The 23,108-nt window shown below is 62.4% G+C and carries 25 protein-coding genes and 1 pseudogene; 11 read left to right on the plus strand and 15 right to left on the minus strand.

The window, feature by feature from the left end; translation table 11 throughout:
* The first annotated feature begins 12 nt into the window (after window positions 1-12).
* Complete coding sequence (locus tag QCL65_RS21835; RefSeq protein ID WP_407312503.1) at window positions 13-834, plus strand: aldo/keto reductase; 822 nt, start codon at window positions 13-15, stop codon at window positions 832-834.
* A 72-nt stretch (window positions 835-906) separates the two neighbouring features.
* On the opposite strand, the gene pcaG is transcribed toward QCL65_RS21835, so the two are convergent.
* Window positions 907-1,512, minus strand: a complete 606-nt coding sequence (pcaG, locus tag QCL65_RS21840; RefSeq protein WP_407312506.1) for a protocatechuate 3,4-dioxygenase subunit alpha — start codon at window positions 1,510-1,512, stop codon at window positions 907-909.
* Window positions 1,513-1,521: 9 nt separating this feature from the next.
* Window positions 1,522-2,241 (minus strand): protocatechuate 3,4-dioxygenase subunit beta, encoded by a 720-nt coding sequence (gene pcaH, locus QCL65_RS21845; protein WP_407312508.1) that lies wholly within the window; start codon window positions 2,239-2,241, stop codon window positions 1,522-1,524.
* 154 nt (window positions 2,242-2,395) lie between these two features.
* Between pcaH and QCL65_RS21850 the strand changes: the two genes are divergently transcribed.
* Window positions 2,396-3,289, plus strand: coding sequence for a neutral zinc metallopeptidase (locus QCL65_RS21850; protein ID WP_407312510.1), 894 nt, complete (start codon window positions 2,396-2,398; stop codon window positions 3,287-3,289).
* A 41-nt stretch (window positions 3,290-3,330) separates the two neighbouring features.
* Here the strand turns inward: QCL65_RS21850 and QCL65_RS21855 are convergent, their stop codons facing one another.
* The 3 genes from QCL65_RS21855 to QCL65_RS21865 all read right to left on the minus strand — a co-directional run bounded on the left by QCL65_RS21855 (window position 3,331) and on the right by QCL65_RS21865 (window position 5,451).
* Window positions 3,331-3,918, minus strand: coding sequence for an HAD family hydrolase (locus tag QCL65_RS21855; protein WP_407312512.1), 588 nt, complete (start codon window positions 3,916-3,918; stop codon window positions 3,331-3,333).
* A complete protein-coding gene (gene tesB, locus QCL65_RS21860) occupies window positions 3,915-4,784 on the minus strand; it encodes an acyl-CoA thioesterase II (protein ID WP_407312514.1) in 870 nt (289 codons plus the stop codon). The genes QCL65_RS21855 and tesB overlap by 4 nt, the downstream gene beginning before the upstream one ends.
* A 100-nt stretch (window positions 4,785-4,884) precedes the next feature.
* Window positions 4,885-5,451 (minus strand): GNAT family N-acetyltransferase, encoded by a 567-nt coding sequence (locus QCL65_RS21865; protein ID WP_407312516.1) that lies wholly within the window; start codon window positions 5,449-5,451, stop codon window positions 4,885-4,887.
* A 75-nt stretch (window positions 5,452-5,526) separates the two neighbouring features.
* Here QCL65_RS21865 and QCL65_RS21870 point away from each other — a divergent pair, with 75 nt between their 5' ends.
* On the plus strand, window positions 5,527-6,444 hold the full coding sequence (locus tag QCL65_RS21870; protein ID WP_407312518.1) for a histone deacetylase: 918 nt from the start codon (window positions 5,527-5,529) through the stop codon (window positions 6,442-6,444).
* A 34-nt stretch (window positions 6,445-6,478) separates the two neighbouring features.
* Window positions 6,479-7,753, plus strand: a complete 1,275-nt coding sequence (locus QCL65_RS21875; RefSeq protein WP_407312520.1) for a TIGR03862 family flavoprotein — start codon at window positions 6,479-6,481, stop codon at window positions 7,751-7,753.
* A gap of 164 nt (window positions 7,754-7,917) precedes the next feature.
* On the opposite strand, the gene QCL65_RS21880 is transcribed toward QCL65_RS21875, so the two are convergent.
* Window positions 7,918-9,252, minus strand: a complete 1,335-nt coding sequence (locus QCL65_RS21880; protein WP_407312522.1) for a DEAD/DEAH box helicase — start codon at window positions 9,250-9,252, stop codon at window positions 7,918-7,920.
* Between the two features lie 50 nt (window positions 9,253-9,302).
* Window positions 9,303-10,193 (minus strand): drug/metabolite exporter YedA, encoded by an 891-nt coding sequence (gene yedA, locus QCL65_RS21885; protein ID WP_407312524.1) that lies wholly within the window; start codon window positions 10,191-10,193, stop codon window positions 9,303-9,305.
* A 149-nt stretch (window positions 10,194-10,342) separates the two neighbouring features.
* Between yedA and QCL65_RS21890 the strand changes: the two genes are divergently transcribed.
* Window positions 10,343-10,804: an Lrp/AsnC family transcriptional regulator gene (locus QCL65_RS21890; RefSeq protein ID WP_407312526.1), complete on the plus strand. Its 462-nt coding sequence runs from the start codon at window positions 10,343-10,345 to the stop codon at window positions 10,802-10,804.
* Here the strand turns inward: QCL65_RS21890 and QCL65_RS21895 are convergent.
* From QCL65_RS21895 to QCL65_RS21905, 3 genes are all read right to left on the minus strand, one after another.
* Complete coding sequence (locus QCL65_RS21895) at window positions 10,731-11,396, minus strand: PolC-type DNA polymerase III (RefSeq protein WP_407312528.1); 666 nt, start codon at window positions 11,394-11,396, stop codon at window positions 10,731-10,733. The genes QCL65_RS21890 and QCL65_RS21895 overlap by 74 nt on opposite strands.
* 22 nt (window positions 11,397-11,418) lie before the next feature.
* Complete coding sequence (locus QCL65_RS21900; protein ID WP_407312530.1) at window positions 11,419-11,898, minus strand: NYN domain-containing protein; 480 nt, start codon at window positions 11,896-11,898, stop codon at window positions 11,419-11,421.
* A gap of 101 nt (window positions 11,899-11,999) precedes the next feature.
* Complete coding sequence (locus QCL65_RS21905) at window positions 12,000-12,707, minus strand: DUF2076 domain-containing protein (RefSeq protein ID WP_407312532.1); 708 nt, start codon at window positions 12,705-12,707, stop codon at window positions 12,000-12,002.
* A 198-nt stretch (window positions 12,708-12,905) separates the two neighbouring features.
* Here QCL65_RS21905 and QCL65_RS21910 point away from each other — a divergent pair, with 198 nt between their 5' ends.
* Window positions 12,906-13,571: a YciC family protein gene (locus QCL65_RS21910; RefSeq protein ID WP_407312534.1), complete on the plus strand. Its 666-nt coding sequence runs from the start codon at window positions 12,906-12,908 to the stop codon at window positions 13,569-13,571.
* 64 nt (window positions 13,572-13,635) lie between these two features.
* A complete protein-coding gene (locus tag QCL65_RS21915; RefSeq protein ID WP_407312536.1) occupies window positions 13,636-14,733 on the plus strand; it encodes an endonuclease/exonuclease/phosphatase family protein in 1,098 nt (365 codons plus the stop codon).
* Between the two features lie 2 nt (window positions 14,734-14,735).
* Here the strand turns inward: QCL65_RS21915 and QCL65_RS21920 are convergent, their stop codons facing one another.
* Entirely contained in the window at window positions 14,736-14,933 is a 198-nt protein-coding gene (locus QCL65_RS21920; protein WP_407312538.1) for a hypothetical protein, read from the minus strand.
* Window positions 14,934-14,984: 51 nt separating this feature from the next.
* Complete coding sequence (locus tag QCL65_RS21925; protein WP_407312540.1) at window positions 14,985-15,863, minus strand: manganese catalase family protein; 879 nt, start codon at window positions 15,861-15,863, stop codon at window positions 14,985-14,987.
* Window positions 15,864-16,089: 226 nt separating this feature from the next.
* On the opposite strand from QCL65_RS21925, the pseudogene QCL65_RS21930 reads away from it, so the two are divergent.
* Window positions 16,090-16,521, plus strand: a pseudogene (locus QCL65_RS21930) (glutathione S-transferase); the annotation flags it as partial.
* Between the two features lie 57 nt (window positions 16,522-16,578).
* Here the strand turns inward: QCL65_RS21930 and hrpB are convergent.
* Window positions 16,579-19,110: an ATP-dependent helicase HrpB gene (gene hrpB / locus QCL65_RS21935; protein ID WP_407312542.1), complete on the minus strand. Its 2,532-nt coding sequence runs from the start codon at window positions 19,108-19,110 to the stop codon at window positions 16,579-16,581.
* A gap of 159 nt (window positions 19,111-19,269) precedes the next feature.
* Between hrpB and QCL65_RS21940 the strand changes: the two genes are divergently transcribed.
* Together QCL65_RS21940 and QCL65_RS21945 are read left to right on the plus strand one after the other, a co-directional pair.
* A complete protein-coding gene (locus QCL65_RS21940; RefSeq protein ID WP_407312545.1) occupies window positions 19,270-19,689 on the plus strand; it encodes a polyribonucleotide nucleotidyltransferase in 420 nt (139 codons plus the stop codon).
* Between the two features lie 9 nt (window positions 19,690-19,698).
* The gene (locus QCL65_RS21945) at window positions 19,699-20,592 is read left to right on the plus strand and encodes a cation diffusion facilitator family transporter (RefSeq protein ID WP_407312547.1); all 894 of its coding nucleotides are present in this window, start codon (window positions 19,699-19,701) and stop codon (window positions 20,590-20,592) included.
* Here QCL65_RS21945 and QCL65_RS21950 read toward each other — a convergent pair.
* Complete coding sequence (locus tag QCL65_RS21950; RefSeq protein WP_407312549.1) at window positions 20,585-21,586, minus strand: DUF6515 family protein; 1,002 nt, start codon at window positions 21,584-21,586, stop codon at window positions 20,585-20,587. The genes QCL65_RS21945 and QCL65_RS21950 overlap by 8 nt on opposite strands.
* A 443-nt stretch (window positions 21,587-22,029) precedes the next feature.
* On the opposite strand from QCL65_RS21950, the gene QCL65_RS21955 reads away from it, so the two are divergent.
* On the plus strand, window positions 22,030-22,506 hold the full coding sequence (locus tag QCL65_RS21955; protein ID WP_407312551.1) for an Lrp/AsnC family transcriptional regulator: 477 nt from the start codon (window positions 22,030-22,032) through the stop codon (window positions 22,504-22,506).
* Here QCL65_RS21955 and QCL65_RS21960 read toward each other — a convergent pair.
* A complete protein-coding gene (locus QCL65_RS21960) occupies window positions 22,498-23,067 on the minus strand; it encodes a pseudouridine synthase (protein ID WP_407316983.1) in 570 nt (189 codons plus the stop codon). The genes QCL65_RS21955 and QCL65_RS21960 overlap by 9 nt on opposite strands.
* Window positions 23,068-23,108: the final 41 nt, after the last annotated feature.

The raw sequence follows: 23,108 nt of genomic DNA on the forward strand, positions 1-23,108 counted from the left end.
CGGAGAACTCCCATGCAGAACATCGTCAACCGCCACCACCTGAACATGCCCAAGCTCGGCTTGGGCACTTGGCCCATGCTGGGCGCGGAGTGCACCCAAGCGGTTATCCAGGCCCTGGAGCTGGGTTACCGGCACATCGACACGGCGACCATGTACAACAACGAGGAGGCGGTTGGCAAAGCCCTGCAAGAGTCCGGCGTGCCCCGCGAGCAGATCCACGTGACCACCAAGGTCTGGTGGGACAAGCTCAGCCCTGCCGACATGCGCGAGTCGCTCCAAGCCAGCCTTACCGCCTTGCGCAGTGAGTATGTCGACCTGTTTATGATTCACTGGCCTGCCAAGGACTGGGATTTGGCCAAGACCATCGAAACTCTGGTGTCCTTCAAGCAACAAGGGCTGGCGAAAAACATTGGCGTGGCCAATTTTCCGTTGCCGTTGCTGCGTACCGTAGTCGAAGAGTTGCACGCGCCCTTGTCGGCTATCCAGGTGGAATACCACGTCTGCCTGAGCCAAGACCCGCTGCTGGAATACGCCCGCCTGCACGACCTGGCGCTGACCGCCTACAGCCCGCTGTTGCGCAATAAAGTTTCGGAAATCCCCGAGCTACAAGCCATCGCTAAAAAACATGATGTGCTGCCAACGCAAGTGGCGTTGAAATGGCTGCTGGACCAACCCAATGTCGCCGCCATTCCGAAGGCGGCGAGCAAGGCTAATCAGCAGAGCAACCTGGACGCCTTGAGCGTGCGGCTGGATGCCGACGATCTAGCGCTGATCGCCGGCTTGCCCAAGGACCAACGCCTGGTTAACCCGGAGTTCGCCCCGCAGTGGGATTGACCGGCGTGCGGGGGGCGTCGACTGGTAGGAGGGGGCTCGCCCCCGATCTCTGCTCGCCCCCCGCCTACCCCATCAAAAATCGAAAAACACCGTCTCCCCTTCCCCCTGAATGCGTATGTCGAAACGATACGCTGCTTTACCTTCCACTTCGCAACGGCTCGCCACTAAGGTCTGCCGACGCGCCGGCTGCTCGATCAAATTGAGCACCGGGCACTTGGCATTGGCTTGAGCCTCGTCATCGAAGTACAGACGCGTCTGCAGGTGGATGTTGATCCCCCGGGCAAACAAGCTCACGTTGATGTGCGGCGCCATGGGCACCCCCGCGGCGTTTGCCACCACGCCCGGCTTAATGGTGTTGAGCGTCCATTCCCCCGCATCGAACGTGGTTGCTGTGCGGCCAAAGCTATTGAAGGGTTTTTCCAGGTCGTACTCGGTGTGGTAATGGCCGGCCGCATCCGCTTGCCAGAATTCCAGGAACGAGTCGCGTACCAGGTGGCCATTGCCGTCGTAGACATTCCCCAATAACAGAATGTGTTCACCCGGCGCACCCGGCTTGGCCATCTGATTCCAGATTTCCTGTTCCCGTGGCGGGTTACCGGCCGCCGATAGCGCCAGGCCGATATGCACGTAAGGGCCAGCGGTCTGGGACGGGGTTTCCTTGAGCAATTCGATAGGCATGGTCGGTCCTCAGCGGTTTTCGAAGTGGGTTTTGCGCTCGCCGCGCAGCACGATGTCAAAGCGATACGCCAGGCAGTCCATGGGGTTGGCATGGGCCATGTCCAGACGGGCGATCAGGCTTTGTACCGCATCGGGGTTGGCGATCGATTTGACGATCGGGCACATCGGGATCAATGGATCGCCTTCGAAGTACAGCTGGGTGATCAAGCGCGTGGAAATGGACGGCCCGCTGACCGACACGTGGATATGGGCCGGGCGCCAGTCGTTGGGGCCATTGCGCCATGGGTAAGGGCCGGGCTTGATGGTACGGAAGTTATAAAAGCCGTCACGGTCGGTGAGCATTCGGCCCACGCCACCGAAGTTGGGGTCCAGCGGCGCCAGGTAGCGATCGTTCTTGTGCCGATAACGGCCGCCCGCGTTAGCCTGCCAGATCTCAACCAAGGTATTGGGGATTGGTTTGCCGTATTGATCGCACACTCGCCCGGCCAAAATGATCCGTTCGCCGATGGGCAAGCCACCATTATTGAAATTCAGCAGCAGATCGTTGTCGTACTCGGAGAACTTGAGGTGGGAGAAATCCGGGCCGGTGGATTCGCTGGCCGACTGCGGGATGCTCACCAGCGCTTGGCGCGGGGAGCGCGGCACGGAAGTCTTGTAGTCGGGGGTCAGCGCTTTGGGATGCCAGTTGCGATCACGGATGACGAAACGACGGGTGTCTTGGGACGACATGCCGTTCTCCTCTTATTTTGATTTATGTAGGGACACCTGTAACAGGCTAGCGCCTAGTCTTGAACAAAACCCACACAACGAATACTGAAAATAGCAGTCTTATTCATAACCGTTTGGTTATGAATCAATTAGAGCCCATCGAGAGGAACTGGCAATGTTATGGAAGAAGGGGCGGCGTAGCGACAATGTCGTGGATGCGCGGGGTGAAAGCAGCGGCGGTGGTGGCGGTGGAATGCGCATAGGCGGCGGCAAGGGCCTCAGCCTGGTCGCTGTGGTCCTGATTGTGGGCTTTGGCCTGCTGACCGGGCAAGACCCGGGGCAGATCCTGGGCGAGCTGACCGGGCAAGCCACGCAAAGCTCGGCACCGGCCAGCCCCAGCACGCAACATGCGCCGCCGGCCGGCGACGAGCAGGCTGAGTTTGTCCGCTCGATTCTCGGTGACACCGAAGACACCTGGCGTCAGGTTTTCCAGGAAAACGGCCAGCAATATAAGGATCCTAAACTGCTGCTGTTCAGTGGTTACGTGAACACGGCCTGTGGTTCGGCCAGCTCAGCGAGCGGGCCGTTCTATTGCCCTGCGGACCAGCAGGTGTACCTGGACATGAGCTTTTTCGAAGAGTTGTCCGAGCGCTTCTCTGCCGCTGGGGATTTTGCCCAAGCCTATGTGATCGCCCATGAAGTCGGCCATCACGTGCAAACCTTGCTGGGCATCCCCCAGAAAGTGGCCGCCGCGCAGAAAAAGGGCCAACGCCTGGAAGGTGCCAATGGCCTGCTGGTGCGCCAAGAATTGCAGGCCGACTGCCTGGCCGGGGTATGGGCGTTCCACGCGCAACAGCGCTTGAACTGGCTGGAGCCCGGGGACATCGAAGAAGCGCTGAACGCCGCCAACGCCATTGGTGATGACCGCTTGCAGCAGCAGAGCCAGGGCCGTGTGGTACCCGACGCGTTCACCCATGGCACCTCGGCGCAGCGGGTCCATTGGTTCAAAGCCGGCTTCAGCGAAGGTAAGTTGCAACGCTGCGACACGTTCGCGGCCCAAGCGCTATAAAGCCAATGCCCGCGCGGCCTGGCTTGGTAGCGTTGCGCTGGTTAGAGCAAACGCCGCAGAGCCAGGCAGTCTTGGGCGTGCCAGTCGGTCAGCTCCGGCCACGGGTTGTGCGGCACATTGACTAACACGGTACGCGCACCTGCGGCGCGGCCGCAGGCCAGGTCGTTGTGGTAGTCACCCACCATCACCAACCGCTCGGGGGCAACGCCCCAGGCCTGCGCCAGGTGTAACAGGCCGTCGGGCTCGGGTTTTGGCTTGGCCTCGTCGCGGCCCAGTACTGCCGCCGGCTCAAAGCAGTCGGCCAGGCCAATCGCTTGCAATGTGATGTGCGCCAGTTCACGGGCGTTGCGCGTCAAAATACCCAAGCGATAGCCGCGCCCCGCCAGCTCGCGCACCAGCTCAACGGCACCGGCCGCAGCGGTCGATGCCACGGCCAGGGCGCGCTCGTGTTCCAATAACCAGGCATGTTTGGCCGCCGACTCGGCAGCCGGCAAGGCCGCCAGATGGCCCAGAATGTCGTCTTCGGCGGGAATGTCCAGCTCCCGGCGAATGGCCGCGAAGTCATGCACCGCCACGGTCAGGGTGCCGTCCATATCGAACACCCAATGCTGCACATCGCGCAGGCTCATGACCAGTCCTCACGGTGGCGGATCAAACCTTCCTGGGCGCTCGAGGCGACCAACTGCCCTGCGCGGTTGTAGATGCTGCCGCGGCAAAAACCCCGGGCATTCCCGGCCCAGGGGCTGTCGATCACATAGAGCAACCACTGATCGGCACTCAGATTGGAGTGAAACCATAACGAATGGTCCAGGCTGGCGATTTGCATATCCCGGTGCAGCACTGACTTGCCATGGGGCACCAGCGAGGTGGTGAGCAAATTGAAGTCCGACGCGTAGGCCAGCAGGTACTTATGCAGCGCAGGCGAGTCGGGCAAGCTACCGTCGGCGCGGAACCAGATATGGTTCACCGCATCCCCAGGGCGCGGGTTATACGGGTCGCGCGCGGCCACCGGGCGTACTTCGAGGGGTTTGGCGCACAGCAGTTTATCGCGCACCGTCTCAGGCATCAGATGGGCCACACGCTGCATCAACTCAAGTTCGGTGGGCAGGTTTTCCGGGCCGACTACGTCAGGCATGCTGGCCTGATGCTCGAACCCGCGCTCGTCATACTGGAAAGAAGCACTGCATGTGAAGATAGGTTTGCCTTTCTGCACCGCTGTCACTCGGCGAGTGCTGAAGCTACCGCCATCGCGCACTCGATCGACCATATACACCACCGGCAGTTGAGCATCACCGGGGCGCAGAAAGTAGCCGTGCAGGGAGTGCACCGGGCGCTCGGGCTCTACTGTCTGGCTGGCGGCCGACAGAGCCTGGCCGAGTACCTGACCACCGAACAGCTGCCGAAAGCCGAGGTCCTGGCTACGCCCGCGAAACAGGTTTTCCTCGATGGGCTCCAAGGTCAGCAATGCGACCAGATCGTCTAACACTCGGCTCATTACAACACTCCAGGTCCATGCTTAGGGGCGCAATGATACAAGCTTGTGCTCAAAAGCCGCCAAGGAACGTGCCATCACTAGCGGCAATCCACGCGGCAAATCAGCCATGCAAGGTTTCCAGCCACTGCTCGCGGTTAATTCGATACAGCATGTGCCGCTGCAAAGAGTGCCCTTGCAGGCAAGGGTGATCGAAGTCGTCGGCGGTGTTACGGCGCATGCCAATGGCTTTCATCACCTGCTCTGAGGCAATATTCTCCACCGCCGCCATGGCCACTACCTCGGCCAGTTGGAAACGCTCGAAGCCCGCCCCGAGCGCCGCCCAGGCCGCCTCGCTGGCAAAACCCAGGCCCCAATGTTCGCGCGCCAGGCGCCAGCTGATTTCCACGGCCGGGGTGAAAGGCGCGTCGAAACACACCTCGTTCAGCCCGGTGAAGCCAATAAAGCTTCCGCTGTCTTTGCGCTGCAACGCCCACAGGCCAAAACCGTGCTCGGCAAAATGGCCACGCACGCGGCCTATCAGCGCTGCACTTTGCAACCGGCTCAGGGTGTCGGGGAAGAAGCGCATGACCTGCGGGTCTTCGCATAGGCTGGCAAAGGCCGACAGGTCATCGTCATGCCATTGACGCAATATCAACCGGGCGCTTTCCAATTCCAGCATCGCTGCCATCCCTCCACTCCTTTTCAAAAAGCGCTGCTGTTCAAAGCTGGCGTAGGCCAGCCACTCACTGGCAAGATCAGCTCTATGCCATTACCGTTGATCTACCACGAAGACTACAGCCCTGACTTTCCGCCAGAGCATCGTTTCCCCATGGATAAGTTTCGTCTGCTACGCGACCACCTGGTCGACAGCGGCGTGACCCAGCCGGCCGACTTGCTGCGCCCGCAGCTTTGCCCTCGCGAGGTGCTGGCGCTGGCCCATTGTCCAGACTACATAGAGCGCTATCTGAGCGCAGAGTTGTCTCGCGAAGACCAACGGCGCCTCGGCTTGCCTTGGAGCGAGGCACTGGCCCGGCGCACGATTCGTGCCGTGGGCGGCTCACTGCTGGCGGCCGAGCAAGCGTTGCAACATGGCCTGGCGTGCCACTTGGCCGGTGGCACGCACCACGCCCACTATGATTACCCGGCGGGGTTTTGCATCTTCAACGACATGGCCGTGATCAGCCATTACCTGCTGGCTGCGGGCAAAGTCGGCAAGGTGTTGATATTCGACTGCGACGTACACCAAGGCGATGGCACCGCGCGGATTCTGGCCGACACGCCAGACGCCATCACGGTGTCGCTGCACTGCGAGAAAAATTTTCCCGCGCGCAAGGCGCAAAGCGATTGGGACATTCCGCTGCCCATGGGCATGGGCGACGCGGCCTACCTCGCGGTGGTCGACGATGCGCTGAACTACCTGTTGCCCCTGTACCGCCCCGATCTGGTCATTTACGACGCCGGCGTGGACGTTCACCAGGACGACGCCCTGGGTTATCTGAAACTGACCGACGCCGGCGTGACTGCCCGTGATGAGTGCGTAATGCGCCATTGCCTGGGCCGCGACATACCCGTGGTGGGCCTGATCGGCGGAGGCTACAGCAAGGACCGCCAGGCCCTGGCGCGGCGCCACGGGTTGCTGCACCACAGTGCCAAACGGATCTGGAGCGCCGACCTCGGGTAGAATGCTCACCCCCTCTCGCACCCGGCGCCTGTCCATGAACGATCTTTGCAAAACCCGCCACGCTGTCGTCATCGGCGGCGGCCCAGCCGGCCTGATGGCCGCAGAAGCCTTGAGCCAGGCCGGTGTCGCGGTGGACCTCTACGACGGTATGCCCTCGGTGGGGCGCAAGTTTCTCCTGGCCGGGGTGGGCGGCATGAACATCACCCATGCCGAACCAGCCCCGGCGTTTGTTTCGCGCTACGCCGAGCGCAGCGGGCCGGTGAGCGGCTGGCTGGCCGATTTCGACGCCGAGGGCTTGCGTGCCTGGATCCACGGGCTGGGGGTCGAGACCTTCGTGGGCAGTTCAGGGCGGGTGTTTCCAGCTGATATGAAAGCGGCGCCGTTGCTGCGGGCCTGGCTAAAGCGCTTGCGCGAACAGGGTGTGGTGGTGCATACCCGGCACCGCTGGCTCGGCTGGCACGCCGACGGCAGCCTGCGGATCTGCGCGGGTGGGGTGGAACAGGCGGTGCGCGCCGATGCGGTGGTGCTCGCCTTGGGCGGCGGCAGTTGGGCCCGGTTGGGCTCGGACGGGGCATGGCTACCCTGGCTGCAGGCGCGTGATGTGGCGGTCAAGCCGTTGCAGCCCAGCAACTGTGGCTTCGACGGGCCAGGTTGGAGCGACCTGCTGCGGGACAAATTCGCTGGTGCCCCGGTGAAGAACGTCGCCCTTGGCGTATCCGGGCAAGCGCCGCGCCTGGGCGAGTTCGTCCTGACGGCCAGCGGCATCGAAGGCAGCCTGGTCTATGCGCTGTCGGCGCCGCTACGCGAGCGCCTTAATAGCCATGGCACAGCCACGGCGTACCTCGACTTGTTACCGAGTAAAACCCTGGAAAACGTCCTCGTGGCCCTGCGCGCGCCACGGGGTTCGCGCTCCATGGCCAAACACCTGCACGGGCAGTTGGGCCTCGATGGGGTAAAGGCGGCCTTGCTACGCGAGTTGACCGATAAAGACACGTTCGCCGACCCCCGCCGCCTGGCCAAAGCGATCAAAGCCCTGCCCATCCCCCTGACCGCCACGCGACCCCTCGATGAGGCGATCAGCAGCGCCGGCGGCGTGGACTTTAGCGCGTTGGATGAGGGTTTGATGCTGCGGCAATTACCGGGGGTGTTTTGCGCGGGCGAGATGCTCGACTGGGAGGCGCCTACGGGGGGCTACCTGCTGACGGCCTGCTTCGCCAGCGGCCGCCGCGCGGGGTTAGCGGCGGCGGCGTTTATCGACCGGGTGCAGGATCAAGGGCTCGGGGCTGAAGCCCCTCCTACGATGTCGTAAACCATGTCCCCGGTTTCAACGCCCGTAGGAGGGGCCTTGGCCCCGAGCTTCACCGGCCCTGAATTGAATACCGGCAGGTTTCACCGACAAGCTTGTAAACCATGTCCCCGGTTCAACGCCCTTAGGAGAGGCCTTGGCCCCGAGCCGTTAATCAATCAACAAGATCACGGCTTGCGCTTGCGCGGCCCGGTGTTGAAGGCGGGCACCTTGCGCACCGGTTTAACCGCCGGCGCCGCTTCTGTCGGGCTGTCGCCGCTGTCCATCCATTTGCCCAGGCTGCGTTTGTTACCGCTGACCTTGGGCTTTTTTGGTTTCTTCGGCTTCTTCACCACTTCGCCATTGGCGTTGGTTTCCGGCACGCGGTGCTCGGGTTCGAAGTCGGGCTCTTCGACTCGCTTGAGGGTTTGCCGAGTCAGCGTTTCAATGGCTGAGAGCAACTGCACCTCGTCGGCACACACCAAGGAAATCGCCTCCCCGCTGGCCCCCGCGCGCCCCGTGCGACCGATGCGGTGAATGTAGTCTTCGGCGACGATGGGCAAATCGAAATTGACCACCAGCGGTAAATCTTCGATGTCCAGACCGCGGGCCGCCACATCGGTGGCCACGAGGATCTGCAATTCACTGGCCTTGAAACGATCCAGAGCGCGCTGGCGCGTAGCCTGAGGCTTATCGCCGTGGATGCCGTCCGCATTGATGCTCAGCCCCTGTAGGCGCTCGACCAGTTGGTCGACGCCATTGCGGGTCTTGGCGAACACCAGCACTTGCTTCCAACGCTGCTGCTTGAGCAGGTGGCAGAACAGCTCGGGCTTGCGTTTTTTATCGACGGTCACCACCCACTGCTTGACCGAACTGGCGGCCACGTTACGCGGGCTGACTTCGATACTCAGGGGATCTTTAAGGGCCTGGCCCGCCAATAGGCGAATGGCATCAGAGAAGGTCGCGGAGAACAGCAAGGTCTGGCGCTGCTTAGGCAACGCGGCATAAATGTCGCGTAACTCTTCGGAAAAGCCCAGGTCGAGCATGCGGTCGGCTTCGTCCAGTACCAGCGTTTGCAGCTGGTTGAATTTGACCGCGTTCTGCCGGTACAGATCGAGCAGCCGGCCAGGTGTCGCCACCAGCACATCGACCCCTCTGCGCAGTTTCATCATTTGCGGGTTGATGCTGACCCCGCCATAAGCCGCATAGGTGCTCAGCGGCAGATGCTCGGCGTAGGCCTGGATATTGGCATGCACCTGCTCGGCCAACTCGCGAGTGGGCACCAGCACCAGGGCACGCACGCAGTTGCTCGCCACCTTGGGCCCTTCCAGGGTCAGGCGTTGCAGCAACGGTAACGCAAAGCCTGCCGTTTTACCCGTGCCGGTCTGGGCCGCCGCCATCAGGTCGCGGCCCGCCAACACCGCGGGCACAGCTTGTGCCTGCACCGGGGTGGGCGTTTGATAGCCGAGGGTTTCGAGGACGCGCAGTAGGGGTTCGATCAGGCCAAGGGAGGCGAATGTCATGGGGTTACCGTCAGGAAAGGTTCAGCAATGCGCGCAGTTTACCCTGTCCGCTACGCTAATGCTTTCTTGCGCCAGTGTGGCAGGCCGATCAGCACCACCGCGCTGACGATCACTGCCATCGCCAGGCATTCCTGCCAGCCAATGCGCTCCCCGGCAAACCCCACCCCCAACAGCACCGCGACCACCGGGTTGACGTAGGCGTAGCTGGTGGCCGCCACGGGGCGCACATGTTTGAGCAAGTACATATAGGCACTGAAGGCCAGGATCGAGCCAAAACCGATCAAGTACAGCAAGGCCCCCCACCCCGCTGCACTGGGCATTTGCTCCATACGCTCGCCACTCAGGACGCTGGCCAGCAGCAAGGCCGCGCCGCCCACGAGCATTTCAGCAGCGCTGGCCATGGCGCCAGCGGGCAACTCGACGCGCCGGCTCCAGACTGAGCCGAAGGCCCAGGCTGCTGCGGCGGACACCACCAGGGCAGCCCCTAATGGACTGGCTTGCAGGTTCGGGCCCAGGTTGAGCAGGACAATGCCGATCAGCCCCAACGCAATGCCCGCCCATTCCAGCCGGGTCGACCCCGCGCCGCTCAGAAACATAAACACCAGGGTGAACAAGGGCACGGTGGCCACCGCCAACGCCGCCACGCCCGACGCAACCCCGGCATGCTCGGCAAGGGTCACCCCACCATTGCCACAACTGAGCAGCAGCACGCCGATCAGCCCTGCCCCGCGCCATTGCGCCCAGGTCGGCGCAGGTGCGCCGCGCCAGCGCAGAAAACCATAGAGCAGCAAACCTGCGACCACAAAACGCACCCCCGCCATCAACATGGGTGGCCACGACTCGATGCCAATGCGAATCACCAAATAGGTCGAGCCCCACACCAGGTAGAGCGCCAGAAACGCGCCGATCAATAACAGCGGGAAACGACGAGGGGCATCCATGGCAGGCTCATTAGCGAAAGAGAAGCGCTATTTTAGAAAGGCCACCGCGTCTTTTTAAGATCGAAGCGGGCGTTATATTGCGCGCCAGGCTTTTATTCGATGGTTTTAGCGCCTATAAAACAACTTTTCCAAAGGGGCACTTTTGATCCATGGACCGCTACGACCGCTTGCTGCTGGCTGAACTCTTGGAAAATGGCCGCGCCTCCTTTGCGCAATTGGCGCGCAAGGTCAATTTGTCTGCCCCGGCCGTGGCAGAGCGCGTGGCAAAACTGGAAGCCAGCGGGGTGATCACCGGTTACCGCGCGCAGATCGACTTAAGCAAAATCGGCCTGCCGATCCAGTGCGTCATCGAACTGCGCCTGGCCCAACATGGCAGCCAACAGGCCTACGAAGAACTGGCGAAAATCCCCCAACTTACGCAGTGCCATCGCGTCACCGGAGACCCCTGCGTGATCATGCAGGCCGCCGTCGGCTCGATGCCGGAGCTGGAAACCCTAATCGACCGCGTGGCGCAACTGGGCTTCAGCAAGACCGCGATCATTCTCTCCAGCGTTGTGACCGACCGGGTGCCGCTGGCGCAATTGGGGCTGCCGCCCCCCCGCGATGCTTGAGCAGCGCTTCAGCCAATTTGGCCGCGGGGACTTTCTGCAAGTTGCACAACAAGCGGTGCGACACTTCGCCCACCCCGTGCCGCTCACGCAACTGCTCAGCCAAATGCTGCGCCAGGTTGGCGGCCATCTCGGCGTCGGCCATGGCCCGGTGCGCCTGCCCGGTGTGGGGTAAGTTGGCCCAGCGGGTCAGGGTGCCAAGTTTATGGTTCGGCGCGCCGGGTAGCAGGCGCCGCGCCAGCAGCATCGAACAGGCGAAGCTCTGGCTGCGTTCGCGGCGCAACAAGCTGAGTTCGTAGTCCCAGAACTTTTGGTCGAAAGACGCGTTGTGCGCCAGCAGCGGCGTAGTGCCGACAAACTCAGCCACCTCAGCCATCACCTGGGCCGCCGGCGGCGCTTTGCGCACCATCGCCGTGGTGATGCCGGTCAGGCTGGCAATAAAACCGGGGATCGGTAGGCCCGCGTTCATCAGGCTCTGATAACGCCCGACGATCTGCCCGCCTTCAAGCATGACCACGGCAATCTCGGTCGCCCGGCACTGGCTATTGGGGGAGATACCGGTGGTCTCGAAATCGATGACGGCAATACGTTCCAAAACAGGCAACCCTCGTTTGAATCTAGTTTTTCAACAACAGCGCGCCTTCGATGGGCACATAACGGCTGGCCGCGCGAATCAGCGAGTTGGCGGTCAGGCCCGGTACGCCGTAAGCCACCGCCTGCACGCCATGTTTGTTGATGATACGGTCGAGCAACAGGTCGAAGTCACCATCGCCGGAAGCCAGTACCACTTCGTCGACGCGGTCGGCGACGTCCATGATATCGATGGTAATGCCCACGTCCCAGTCACCCTTGGCTGAACCGTCACTGCGCTGGATGTAGGGCTTGAGCTTCACGGTAAAGCCTAGGTTGCGCAGGATCTGCTGAAATTGCTGCTGTTTGCTGTCACCGCGGTCGATGGCGTAGGCGTAGGCCTCGACGATCTGCCCATGCTGGCTGATGTCCGCCCATAACGCTGCATAGTTGAAATGACAACCGTGGGCCTGGCGCACGGTGTAATAGAGGTTCTGCACATCGGCGAACACTGCGATCTTTTTCACCGGGCATCCTCTGGGGCTAAGCGAGTGGCCGCACAGTATGCCAGCAATCGAAAGGGAAAGATCGGGGCCAGTGCGGGCCCCGAGTCTCACCTCAAAGGGGCTTAAACGAAACTATCGTCGTCGGCAAAACCGCCGCCGTCGTCACCACCAAAGCCCAGGTCTTGGTCGGCGTCCCAGTTGTCGTTGCTGGTCACCTGCTCGGCGTTGTCATTCCAACCGCTGTCACTGCCCGCGTCACTGGCCGGGCTGGCCTGTTCTTCGATGACATTGACCACTTCCGTAGGCTGGTTCTGGTGAAACAGGCTACTGATGCCTTCAGCCAGCATCACCCCACCGGCCACGCCCGCCGCCGTTTGCAAGGCACCGCGCATAAATCCGCCACCCGCCGGGGCCTGCGCCCCAGGCTGGGCGTAGGGCTGCGCATACGGCTGTTGCATGGCTGGCGCCTGGGGCGGCGCGACGGACGAACGGGCAGGTTCGCGCCACCCGCCGCCAGTGGGCGCAGCCGGCTGGGTATCGCGGTTGCCAAAAATACTGGAGAGAAACCCGCCTGAGCCCGCAGCCTGCGGTTGGGCCGACTTGGCCTGGGCCAACTCAGCCTGCAACTGTTTGTTCTGTTCATCCAGGCGCTTGAGTGCGACTTCCTGCACCAGGATCGCCTGGGCCATGTAATAGGCGGCGGCCGGCTGGGTGCTCAAGTGCTCCTTGATCCGCGCGTCAGCGAGGGGGTCTCGCGGCGCGCCTTGGGCTTCGGCGGCCTTGAGCCGGGTAAAAAGTCCATCGATCAGGGTTTGCTCTTCGCTGTTCATGGCGACCTCGTAGATAGCCGGTAATAATTTGGGCCCGCTGAGATTCAACGTGCGCCTGCAACCACAATGGGGCGTGTGGGCAGGCCTTTCAATGGATGCCAGCGATGAAACTTTGTTCATCCCGGCCCCTGCCGATGGTTGGAGGCCCTGGGTTGATCGGCTAAAGTGGCGCCTCGCTTTTCCATCTCTGGCGCCTCAATGAACCTGCTTAGCGTGCTCCGCGACTCATTGTATTTCTTCCGCATCAACCTGCTGGCGATCGTCCGCTTGTGCTTACCGCTGGTGGTCGTAGAGACCGTGGTGACCCAGTGGGTTGGCCAGGTCGGCGGCGACGAGCGTGCGGTGTATTACGACGTGCTCGTCGGCCTGCTGTTCTACCCGCTCTATACCGGCGCGCTGATTCTCTTCCTCGATGCCCGCAGCGACGGTTACAGCCCATCGGGGCGCGACCTATTGGCCACCGCCCTGCGCTTGTGGCCCTCGTTCGCACTGCTGGCAGGTATGAGCACCCTGCTGATCATGCTGGGGATGTCCCTGTTTCTGCTGCCTGGGTTGTGGGTGATGGTCAAACTGGCGTTCGCCGAGTACCTGCTGGTATTGCATCAGTTGACGCCCATGGCGGCGATGCGTCAGAGCTTTGAAATGACCCGCGGGCATTTCTGGCTGATCATGGGCTGCGTACTCGCCGTGCTGGTCCCCCTATGGCTATTGGACGGCCTGGTCGCCCAACTGTTGCCCGCGCCGCAGCCGCTATGGGCGAGCCTGTTGCTGGGCAGCCTTAGCGGGTTCCTGCAGTTGTTCGTCAGCGTCGTGCTGTTCCGCCTGTTCATGCTGGTCAACGAAAGCGCCCGCCCACGCCCGTGAGCGCTGGGCGCATTGCGTATGAACGGTTATGCTCGGGTTTGACCCGTAGCCACCTATTGAGCCGATGATCCGACTTCTGCGCACCCTTGTGTTGATCCTGCTCATCTGCGCGGCGTTGCTTTATGCGCTGCTCCAGCAACTAGCATGGCGCCCAGCCCCACGGGAGGCGTTGCCGGTAGCCTGTACGCGCGAGGCGCCGCCTTTGCTGCCCGGCCAGGTGCTGAAGGTGATGACCTGGAACGTGCAGTACCTGGCCGGCAAGCGCTATGCATTCTGGTACGACCTGGTCAACGGCAGCGGCCCCGAGCAACGCCCCTCGGCGGAGGACTTGGCCTACAACCTGGACGAAGTAGCCCGCGTCATTCGCGCTGAAGCGCCTGATGTGGTACTGCTGCAGGAACTCGATAAAGGCGCCACAGCGACCGATCACCAAGATCAACTGGCGCTGCTGCGCGAGCGCCTCACCGACCTTTACCCGTGCGCCACGCAGGCGTACGACTGGCAGGGGCGCTTCGTGCCGTACCCTTCCGTGCTGGGTAGCGTCGGACGCCAACTGGCGACCCTAAGCCGCTTTCGCATTGGCCAGGCCGAGCGAGTGCAATTGGCAGAACGCCCAGCGCCGTTCTGGCAAACGCCTTTCCAGCCGCGCCGCGCCTTGCTCACAGCCTACCTGCCGCAGCAAGGCGGCGGTCAGGTCGCGGTGATCAATACCCACCTCGATGCCTACAGCGCCGCCGACGACACCCAGCTGCGCCAGGTACAAACGCTGTCCAAAACGGTGGATAAACTGGAAGCCCAGGGCACTGCTTGGCTGGTCGGAGGCGACCTGAACCTTCTACCCCTGGGCCAGCAACGGCGGCTCCCCAATGAACAACGCGATCGCTATTCACCCGCCAGCGACTTGCACCTGTTGTGGGACACCTATCCGATGATTCCCAGCAACAGCGAAGCCGCAGGCGCTGACCGGGCTGCCTGGTTGACCCACTTTCCCAATGATCCCAGCACTCACGCGCCCGACCGTACCCTCGACTATCTAGTCCATAGCCCGCGCCTACAACGCGTCGAAGGGAGGGTCCGGCAGGAGGACACCTTGAGTATTTCCGACCACCTGCCCGTGGTCGGGCGCTTCCTGTTGCCAGCGCCACCAGCAGTAAACGAATAAGGTCAGGCTTTGCTTGCGCTGTGCTCAAGGTTATTGGGCAACAAGGTGCCCACACCAAATACATTAACGGCCACCGCGACCCTTAACCCTCTGCGCGCGCGCATCGCCTCAACCTCGAAGCTCTGCAAGCGGGAGGCGAATAACTGGCCAAGCTCAGCTTTCGGTTGTTTGTTCGAACTATTCATCAGGTCGATCTCCATTGATTCCCGGCCCTTAAGCCGCCCGGCTTACACCGGGCGGCCATAGCAGGTTTAGGCGTCTTTGCCTTGCACCAGACCAGAGCCCAGGTCGGCGCCCGTTACCGGATTACTGGTGGGGTCAGAGGCGGTGCGCACTTTCATGGCTTCCAGCACGGCACTGTCCTTGCTGCTCAATTTCACCGAGGCAGAGCCGTCGCCACCATCTACCGCAGGCTCAGGCGACTCGACATACTCCCACTCGCCACCCTCGTTCCACGGGCCACGCATGCCGGGTTCCGACATATTGAAGTACTTGTTGGTGAACTCTGGCATGCCCGGCAATTTGCCCTGCGGGAAGTTAGGCTGAATCGCGTGCAGCGCCTTCTCGAACGACAACTGGTGGGCGATTTCCCGGGTCATCAAAAAGCCCAGGGCTTCCTTGACGCCCGGATCGTCCGTCACGTTCATCAAACGCTCGTACACAATCTTGGCCCGTGCCTCAGCCGCAATGTTCGAGCGAAAGTCCGCCGTTGGCTCGCCGATGGTGTCGATATAGGCAGCAGTCCAGGGCACACCGGCCGAGTTCACCAGCGGTGCACCGGCGCCGTACAACAGGCTAGTGATATGGGAGTCGTTACCGGCGCCGTTAATGGCGCGGTACAGATCACCCTCCTTTTCAACGCCTTCGGCCAGTTGGCCTTTGGCGCCCTTATTGAGCATCACAATAATGGAGCCCACGATCTCAAGGTGGCTGAGCTCTTCCGTGGCGATGTCCATCAGCAAGTCTTTGCGGCCTGGATCTTCTTCAGCCAAACCTTGGGTGAAGTAACGGCCAGCCGCAGCCAGCTCACCCTGAGCGCCGCCAAACTGCTCCAACAGCAGGTTGGCCAGGCCAGGGTTAGGGGCGGCTACACGGACGGTGTATTGCAGACGTTTGTTATGAATAAACATGTCGATCCCTCGGGCTTTTCTTAGGAAGCGTTAACCCCCTTGGCAGGGCCTACTACAACGCAGTCTTAAAATGAGAGGGTTGTCGGACGTCGTTTGATGTATTTCATTTGGGGCTGATGGACGGGTGGTAGGGAGCGGGAAGTTCCATATAATGCGGGGATCGAGTGGATAGATAGCACTAATCATCGTGGATCATGCGAAAAACCGCTGGGCGCCCCCTGAGGGGGAGAGCAACACCATCATCAGGTACCTGGCCAACCGCAACAACGCCCTGCACCTTTATCCACAAGACGCAAAAGCCAGAGCTCGGGTAGACCAGTGGATCGACTGGCAAGCCACCGACCTCAACAAGTCATGGAGTTATGCCTTTATGTCGCTGGTAAGGCGCTGCGTGGCCCATCAAGACCCCGAGGCCCTCGCCACAGGATGCCGTCAATGGTCCAGGCACATGCAGATTCTCGATCGACAACTCGACGCAACGGGCGCATACGTTAGCGGCAGCGAATTTTCGCTGGCAGACATCCCAATCGGCCTCTCAGTCAACCGCTGGTTTGAAACCCCACTGGCTCATCCGGATTTCCCGGCAGTCAGTGCCTACTACGATCGATTGGGCCAACGTGCCGGCTATCGACTGCATGGGCGAAACGGTACCCCGTGAAGCCTGCACTTCAGGCGCCCCATAAACAGCAAAACCACCCCCAACACAGTGCAGCCTTTAGGTACCCCGCGGCTTAGCCCGCGCCGTCGCTTCAGCAACAAGAGGATCCTCCGGCCAATAGTGCTTCGGATACCGCCCCTTAAGATCTTTTTTCACCTCGCTATACGTCGTGCGCCAGAAGTTGGCCAGGTCCTGGGTGACCTGGACCGGGCGGCGCGCCGGTGACAGTAGATGCAACTTGAGCACTTGGCGGCCGTTGGCGATTCGCGGGGTATCTGACAGGCCAAACAGCTCTTGCAGGCGCACCGCTAAAATGGGGGGCTGCTCGCTGTAGTCGATACGGATGTTCGAGCCCGAGGGCACTTGCAGGGTTGCCGGGGCCAGGGCGTCAAGCTGCTGGGGCAACGGCCAGGGCAAGCGGTTGCGCAGGATGGAGGGCAGGTCGAGTTGGGCGAAGTGGCTAAGCCGGGTGACTTTGCCCAGGTAGGGCATCAGCCAATCCTCCAGAGTTGCCAGGAGTGCCGAGTCGCTGAGGTCGGGCCACTGCGTTTGGCCCTGGCTGGCGGTATCGAGGTGGCGCAACAGGGCAACCCGAGCCTGCCACTGGCGCAGCTCCGGGTTCCATGCCAGCAGTTCCAGGCCTTTGCGGCGCACGTAGTTGACCAAGGCCTGGCTGCGCAGTTGCTCGTCCAGCTGGGCCAGAGGCGCACTGGCGATCACCAGTTCGCCCACCCGGGTCTGGCGTTCGGCACGCAACACGCCTTCGCGCTCGTCCCACTCCAGCTCGTCCACCTCGCTCACCTGCTCGGCCAGGACGGTGTCGAACAGGCCGGGGTCGAGCTCAGCGGCCAGGTAGATGCGTTCTTCGCGCTGGCCCTGGCGACTGCCCAGGTCGGCGACCACCAGCCAGGGGTGTTTCATTAGAGCATCCGGTTCGCCGAACTGGGCGGCGCGGCCATTGCTCAGGCGGTACTCACCGCCACCACTGCGGCGTTGTTGGGCGATGCGGTCGGGGTAGGCCAGGGCCAGCAGGCCACCGACCCACTTCGAGTGGTCAGGGTCTGGCACAGCCTGGGACGCACCGCCGCGCAGCAAAGATCGGTATTGCTTGGCCAACTGTTTGGCCCGCTGAGCGCCGCCCTGCTCCCCGCGTTGCGCCCGTTGCTGGCCCGCTAAAATGGCCAAGCGGCTATGCAGGTCGGCACCGGCGCCGCGCTGAATGTCCCGCTCACCGAGCAGCGCCGCCAGGTCACACGCCAGTTGCGCCAGACCCAAATCATGGCCCCGTAGAAGCAGGTGAGCAATGCGTGGGTGCGCAGGCAACTCGGCCATGGCTTGGCCGTGCGGGGTAAGCGGGCCTTGGGCTTGCACCGCACCCAGGCGCCGTAATAAATCGCAGGCCTGGGCATAGGCAGCTGCAGGCGGGGCGTCGAGCCAGGCCAGTTCGTGGGGCTGTACGCCCCACCGACCGAGCTGCAAGGCCAACCCGGTGAGGTCGGCCTGCTGTATTTCGGGGGCGCTGAAAGCGGCCAATTGCTCGTGCTGCGCTTCAGACCACAAACGGTAGCAGACGCCCGGCTCAATCCGCCCTGCCCGGCCCGCGCGCTGGGTGGCACTGGCCTTGGAAATGCGCTGGGTGTCGAGCCGAGTCATGCCGCTGCGTGGGTCGAAGCGCGGCACGCGCTCCAGGCCGGCATCGATCACCACCCGCACGCCGTCGATGGTAATACTGGTTTCGGCGATATTGGTCGCCAACACCACCTTGCGCACACCGGCTGCCGGTGGATCGATCGCTGCGCGCTGCTGTTGCAGGTCGAGCTCGCCGTGCAGCGGACACAGCAAAACATGTCGCCAGCGGGGCGAGTCGCCGAGGCTCTCCTGCAAGCCTTGGTGAACCCGGCGAATCTCGGCCTGCCCAGGCAAAAACACCAGCATGCTGCCGCTCTGCTGCTCCAGGGCATCCATGCACGCCGCCACCACCCGTGGCTCGATGTACTCACCCGGTTGCGCGGGTCGGCTCCACACGGTGTTCACCGGGTACATGCGCCCTTCGCTGGTGACAATCGGGGCGTCATCGAGCAGGCGCGACAAGCGCTCGCCTTCCAGGGTGGCCGACATCAACAGCACCTTGAGTGGCGCATCGTCGCGAAACAATTCGCGGCCATTGAGGGTGAGCGCCAAGGCGAGGTCGGCGTCCAGGTTGCGCAGGTGAAACTCATCGAAAATCACTAAGCCTACGCCTTCCAGGGACGGGTCGCCCTGCAGCCGGCGCGCCAGGATACCTTCGGTGACCACCTCGATGCGGGTGGCGGCGCTCACCTTGCTTTCAAGGCGAATCCGATAGCCCACGGTGGCGCCCACCTGCTCGCCCAACTCGGCGGCCATGCGCTCAGCCGCTGCTCGCGCGGCCAGGCGTCGAGGCTCCAACGTGATGATGGTTTGCCCGTTGAGCCACGGCTCATCCAGCAACGCCAGGGGCACCCGGGTGGTTTTGCCGGCACCGGGGGGCGCCTGGAGGACGACTTCGTGGCGGTCTTGCAGGGCTTTTAATAGGGCCGGTAGGGCGGCGTCGATGGGCAGTGCGATCATGGGGGCTCCCTGGCAGGCTGGGCAGTATAACGGCATGCCAGCGCAAACATAGGCAACCGGGTGCCAGGTGGGCCGGAAACCCAAGCGCCTAGCCACGGTCTGAGCTATGGCCCGAGACCATTTGCTTGTATCGTTGCGTCCTTAACTTCGGAGATTTCCATGCGCATTCCTTCTCGTTTGATTGGCGGTGTTTTGGTCGCCACCCTGCTGACTCAGTTGACCGCCTGCGGCACGCTGTTTTTCCCGGACCGCCGGGGCCAGATCGAAGGCAAAATCGACCCTGTGGTCGCGGCATTGGACGCCATTGGTATCTTGTTTTATGTGCTGCCGGGGCTGATCGCCTTTGGTGTCGATTTCGCCACCGGGGCTATCTATCTGCCAGGCGGCACCACCGCACAAGTCGCGCCGGAAAAACTGCGCGAAGCGGTGGGCAGCGATGGCCGGGTCGATAACCACCGGTTGCAAGCGATTCTGCAAACCGAGCTTGGCCAGAGCCTGCCATTGGACGATCCACGCCTGATCCAACATAAAGGCAGCGTCGAGCAACTGGCCGCTTACGGTTTGCGCCCCGCGGCCTAAGGAAGGCTGATGACCAGCAGCACGCGCCACGCCCATCTGCTCAAGTTGGCCACCCGTGCCTCACTGGCAGTGGCCAGTGTATTGATCCTGTGCAAGGCCATCGCCTGGTGGCTCAGTGGCTCGGTCAGCCTGTTGGCAGGGTTGACCGATTCGGTGCTGGATGGCGCAGCGTCGTTTATCAATCTGCTGGCCGTGCACTATGCGCTGCGCCCGGCCGACGACGATCACCGTTACGGCCACGGCAAGGCCGAAGCCCTGGCCGGCATGGCGCAAGCCATGTTTATCGGCGCCAGTGCTGTGCTGATCGGCTACCAGGCGGTGCAGCGCCTGCTCGACCCGCAGCCATTGGGCGAGGCCGGTGTGGGCATCGCCGTGATGGTGTTGTCGTTGGCGCTGACGGCCGGGTTACTGGCATTGCAATACAAGGTCATTCGCGAGACCGGTTCCACGGCCGTGCGCGCTGATTCCCTGCATTACCGCTCCGACCTGTTACTCAATGCCAGTATCCTGGTCGCCCTGCTGCTGGCCCGCTACGGCTGGCCGCAGTTGGACGCGATCTTCGGCCTGGGTATCGCCGTGTTTATCCTGTGGAGTGCGGGGCAGATCGCATTCGAAAGCACGGCCATCTTGATGGACAAAGAGCTGTCCACCGACGTTAGTGATGAGATGAGCGCGCTGGCACGGGGCATCCCAGGCGTACTAGGGGTGCACGATGTGCGTACGCGCATGTCGGGCAACCATTGGTTCGTGCAGTTGCACCTGGAGCTGCCGGGGCAGCTTAGCCTCTCGGCCGCCCATGCCCTATGCGACAAGGCAGAGGCGGCGATCAAGGCCCGCTATCCGAAAGCCGAAGTGCTGGTGCACGCCGACCCTCAGGAAGTGGTGGGCACGGCGGTCAGTTGATCTGATACCCGCGCGAAGCCAGGCAGTTGGCCAAGGACTGGCGGTATTGGTCGACGACCGTTTGAGCCGGGGCATAGCTGGCGGTGCGAGGGTCAAAACCGCTTTGGTCGGTTGACCAGCGCTGGCAATCGTAACGATCTTGCTGAATCTGCTGGGGCGTTTGCCCATTAATGGGGTAGAACGCCACGTCGTAGGGGCCGTTGGCAGGCTGTGGCGCCGAGGCCGGTTGCGGTGCCGAGGCCACCGGCTGGTTCACTACCACGTACTCCTGGCTGTCGTTCAGCCACTGGTAATAGGTGCCTGAAGCCTGGAAAAACACCGAATTACCCACCCACATCCGCTGCGCGTAGTCCGGCAGGTAGCGCACTCGCACGCCGTAGGGCGGGTTGACCACGACATAACGCGGGCCTTGCGGGCGGTACCAGTAGCCATCGGAAAAGAAGTAATCCTGGCCGCGATACGGCACCCGGTAGTTCTGCCCAGGGAAGCGGTCGATCACCTGCCCTGGGCGGTACTGCGGGCCATTACCCCAGCCATTGCCAGGGTTGCCGTGCCAGCGGTCATCGCCCGGGCGGCCGTTGCCGGCATTCCAATTGCGGGTGCCGCCATTTGGGTAGTTATTGTCGCGCCGTGGGTTGTTGTCGCGGTAATCGCCGTAACGCGGCTGCTGGGTCTGGCGCACCTCGTTGGGGCGGCTTTGAATGAGCTCATTGGTGCGCGGCGGCGAGCTGTAATACGCATCCGCTGGGCGCGAGGGGCCCCGGCGCGGCTCGTCCTGCCTATTGGGTGTAGGCTGAGGGCGGCTTTCACCACGCCCGCGCGGCTCTGAAGGCTGGGGCCGGTTTTGCGGCTGTGGCGCGGCCCTGGGCGCCTCTTGGGCACCACCCTGGGGTTTGCTGCCCATTAGCTCGCCCATGTCGGCGGCCAGGCTGTGGACACTCAGGCCTGCACAGAACAAACCAACACCGGCGATCCGCCAGATGCGCGATTTCATGACTTACCTCAACGGGTGTGAATATCCATAAGACTGGAAAATCGGCGGGCGGTTCTCCACCCTGCTGCCAGTCTGTCTGAAAGCTGTATCGGCGGGACCGACCGGTTACATGACCCAAATCCGAAGGATAAAAAAAGGAGGCCTGCTGGCCTCCCTTGGTGAACATCGTCCTGGCTCGGCGCTTGTGGCGTCGGCTCACTTCACGCCCTCTTGTGAAGGGTGTGCAGCCCGGGGGCCAGCCCGCCCCGGTGGGGTGCGGCGGCCGCGACCCGCGTGATTCGGCGGTTCGCAGTGGACTCATGTCCGGGCAGTGATTCTGTTAAAAAGAATAGCGCGCAAGCGGCGGGCAAAGATTGCGAAGGCTGGCTAGAAAAACATCACTTGCGCAATTAATCCCTTAGGAATGATAATTTTCAGCAATTCTATAAAACACAGGCGGATACATGAGCAAACTTGACCGGTATGACTTGAGTATTTTGACTGAGCTGCAACGCGATGCGCGCATTTCCAATCAGGAACTGGCCGAACGCATCGGCCTGTCCCCCTCCCCCTGCTCACGCCGGGTCAAGCAACTGGAAGACGACGGCTATATCACCCGCCAGGTCGCCCTGCTGGACCGCAAGAAACTTGGCTTGAGCCTGACCGCCTACGTGTTGATCGGCATGGACCGCCACACCCCGGAGCGTTTCGAGCATTTTGAAGCGACTATCCGTAACTTGCCGCAAGTGATGGAGTGCTGCCTGGTCACCGGGACGGACGCCGATTACCAGTTAAAGGTGGTGGTGCCGGACATGGACCACTACCAACAACTGCTGCTCGGCCACCTCACCCGCATTGAAGGGGTGACCAGCGTACGTTCCAGCTTTGTCCTGAGCCAGGTGCTGGCCAGTACCGAGCTGCCGCTGACTCATCTACGTTAGCCGGGGCGGAACCTCCGTCCAACAGCCTTGAGCCAGGTCACCAAGGCTCCAGTCGCCGATGCGCACCCGCACCAGACGCAATGTTGGCAGGCCGACCGCTGCGGTCATGCGCCTGACCTGGCGGTTGCGCCCCTCGCGAATGACCAATTCCAGCCATTGGGTGGGCACACTTTTGCGAAACCGCACCGGTGGGTCTCGTGGCCACAGTGCAGGCTCATCGAGCAGACGCGCTTGGGCGGGCAAGGTCATGCCATCGTTGAGCTCCACCCCGGCGCGCAAGCGTTGCAAGTGCGCCTCGCTGGCCTCGCCTTCCACTTGCACCCAATAGGTCTTGGCCAGCTTGTGCTTGGGGTCGGCGATGCGCGCCTGCAGTTGGCCGTCGTTGGTCAGCAACAGCAAACCCTCGCTGTCGCGGTCCAGGCGCCCGGCGGGGTAAACGCCAGGCACATCGATAAAGTCCTTTAAGGTCGCGCGGCCGTCGCCGTCGCTGAACTGCGTGAGCACGTCGAACGGCTTGTTGAACAGCAACAGGCGCGGTTCAGCCGGGGGCGCCTTACTGATACGGCGTTTTTCCGGTGCGCGCGGGCGGCCGGCGGGTTTGG

The organism is Pseudomonas sp. nanlin1 (assembly GCF_045571515.1).
Taxonomy (GTDB): domain Bacteria; phylum Pseudomonadota; class Gammaproteobacteria; order Pseudomonadales; family Pseudomonadaceae; genus Aquipseudomonas.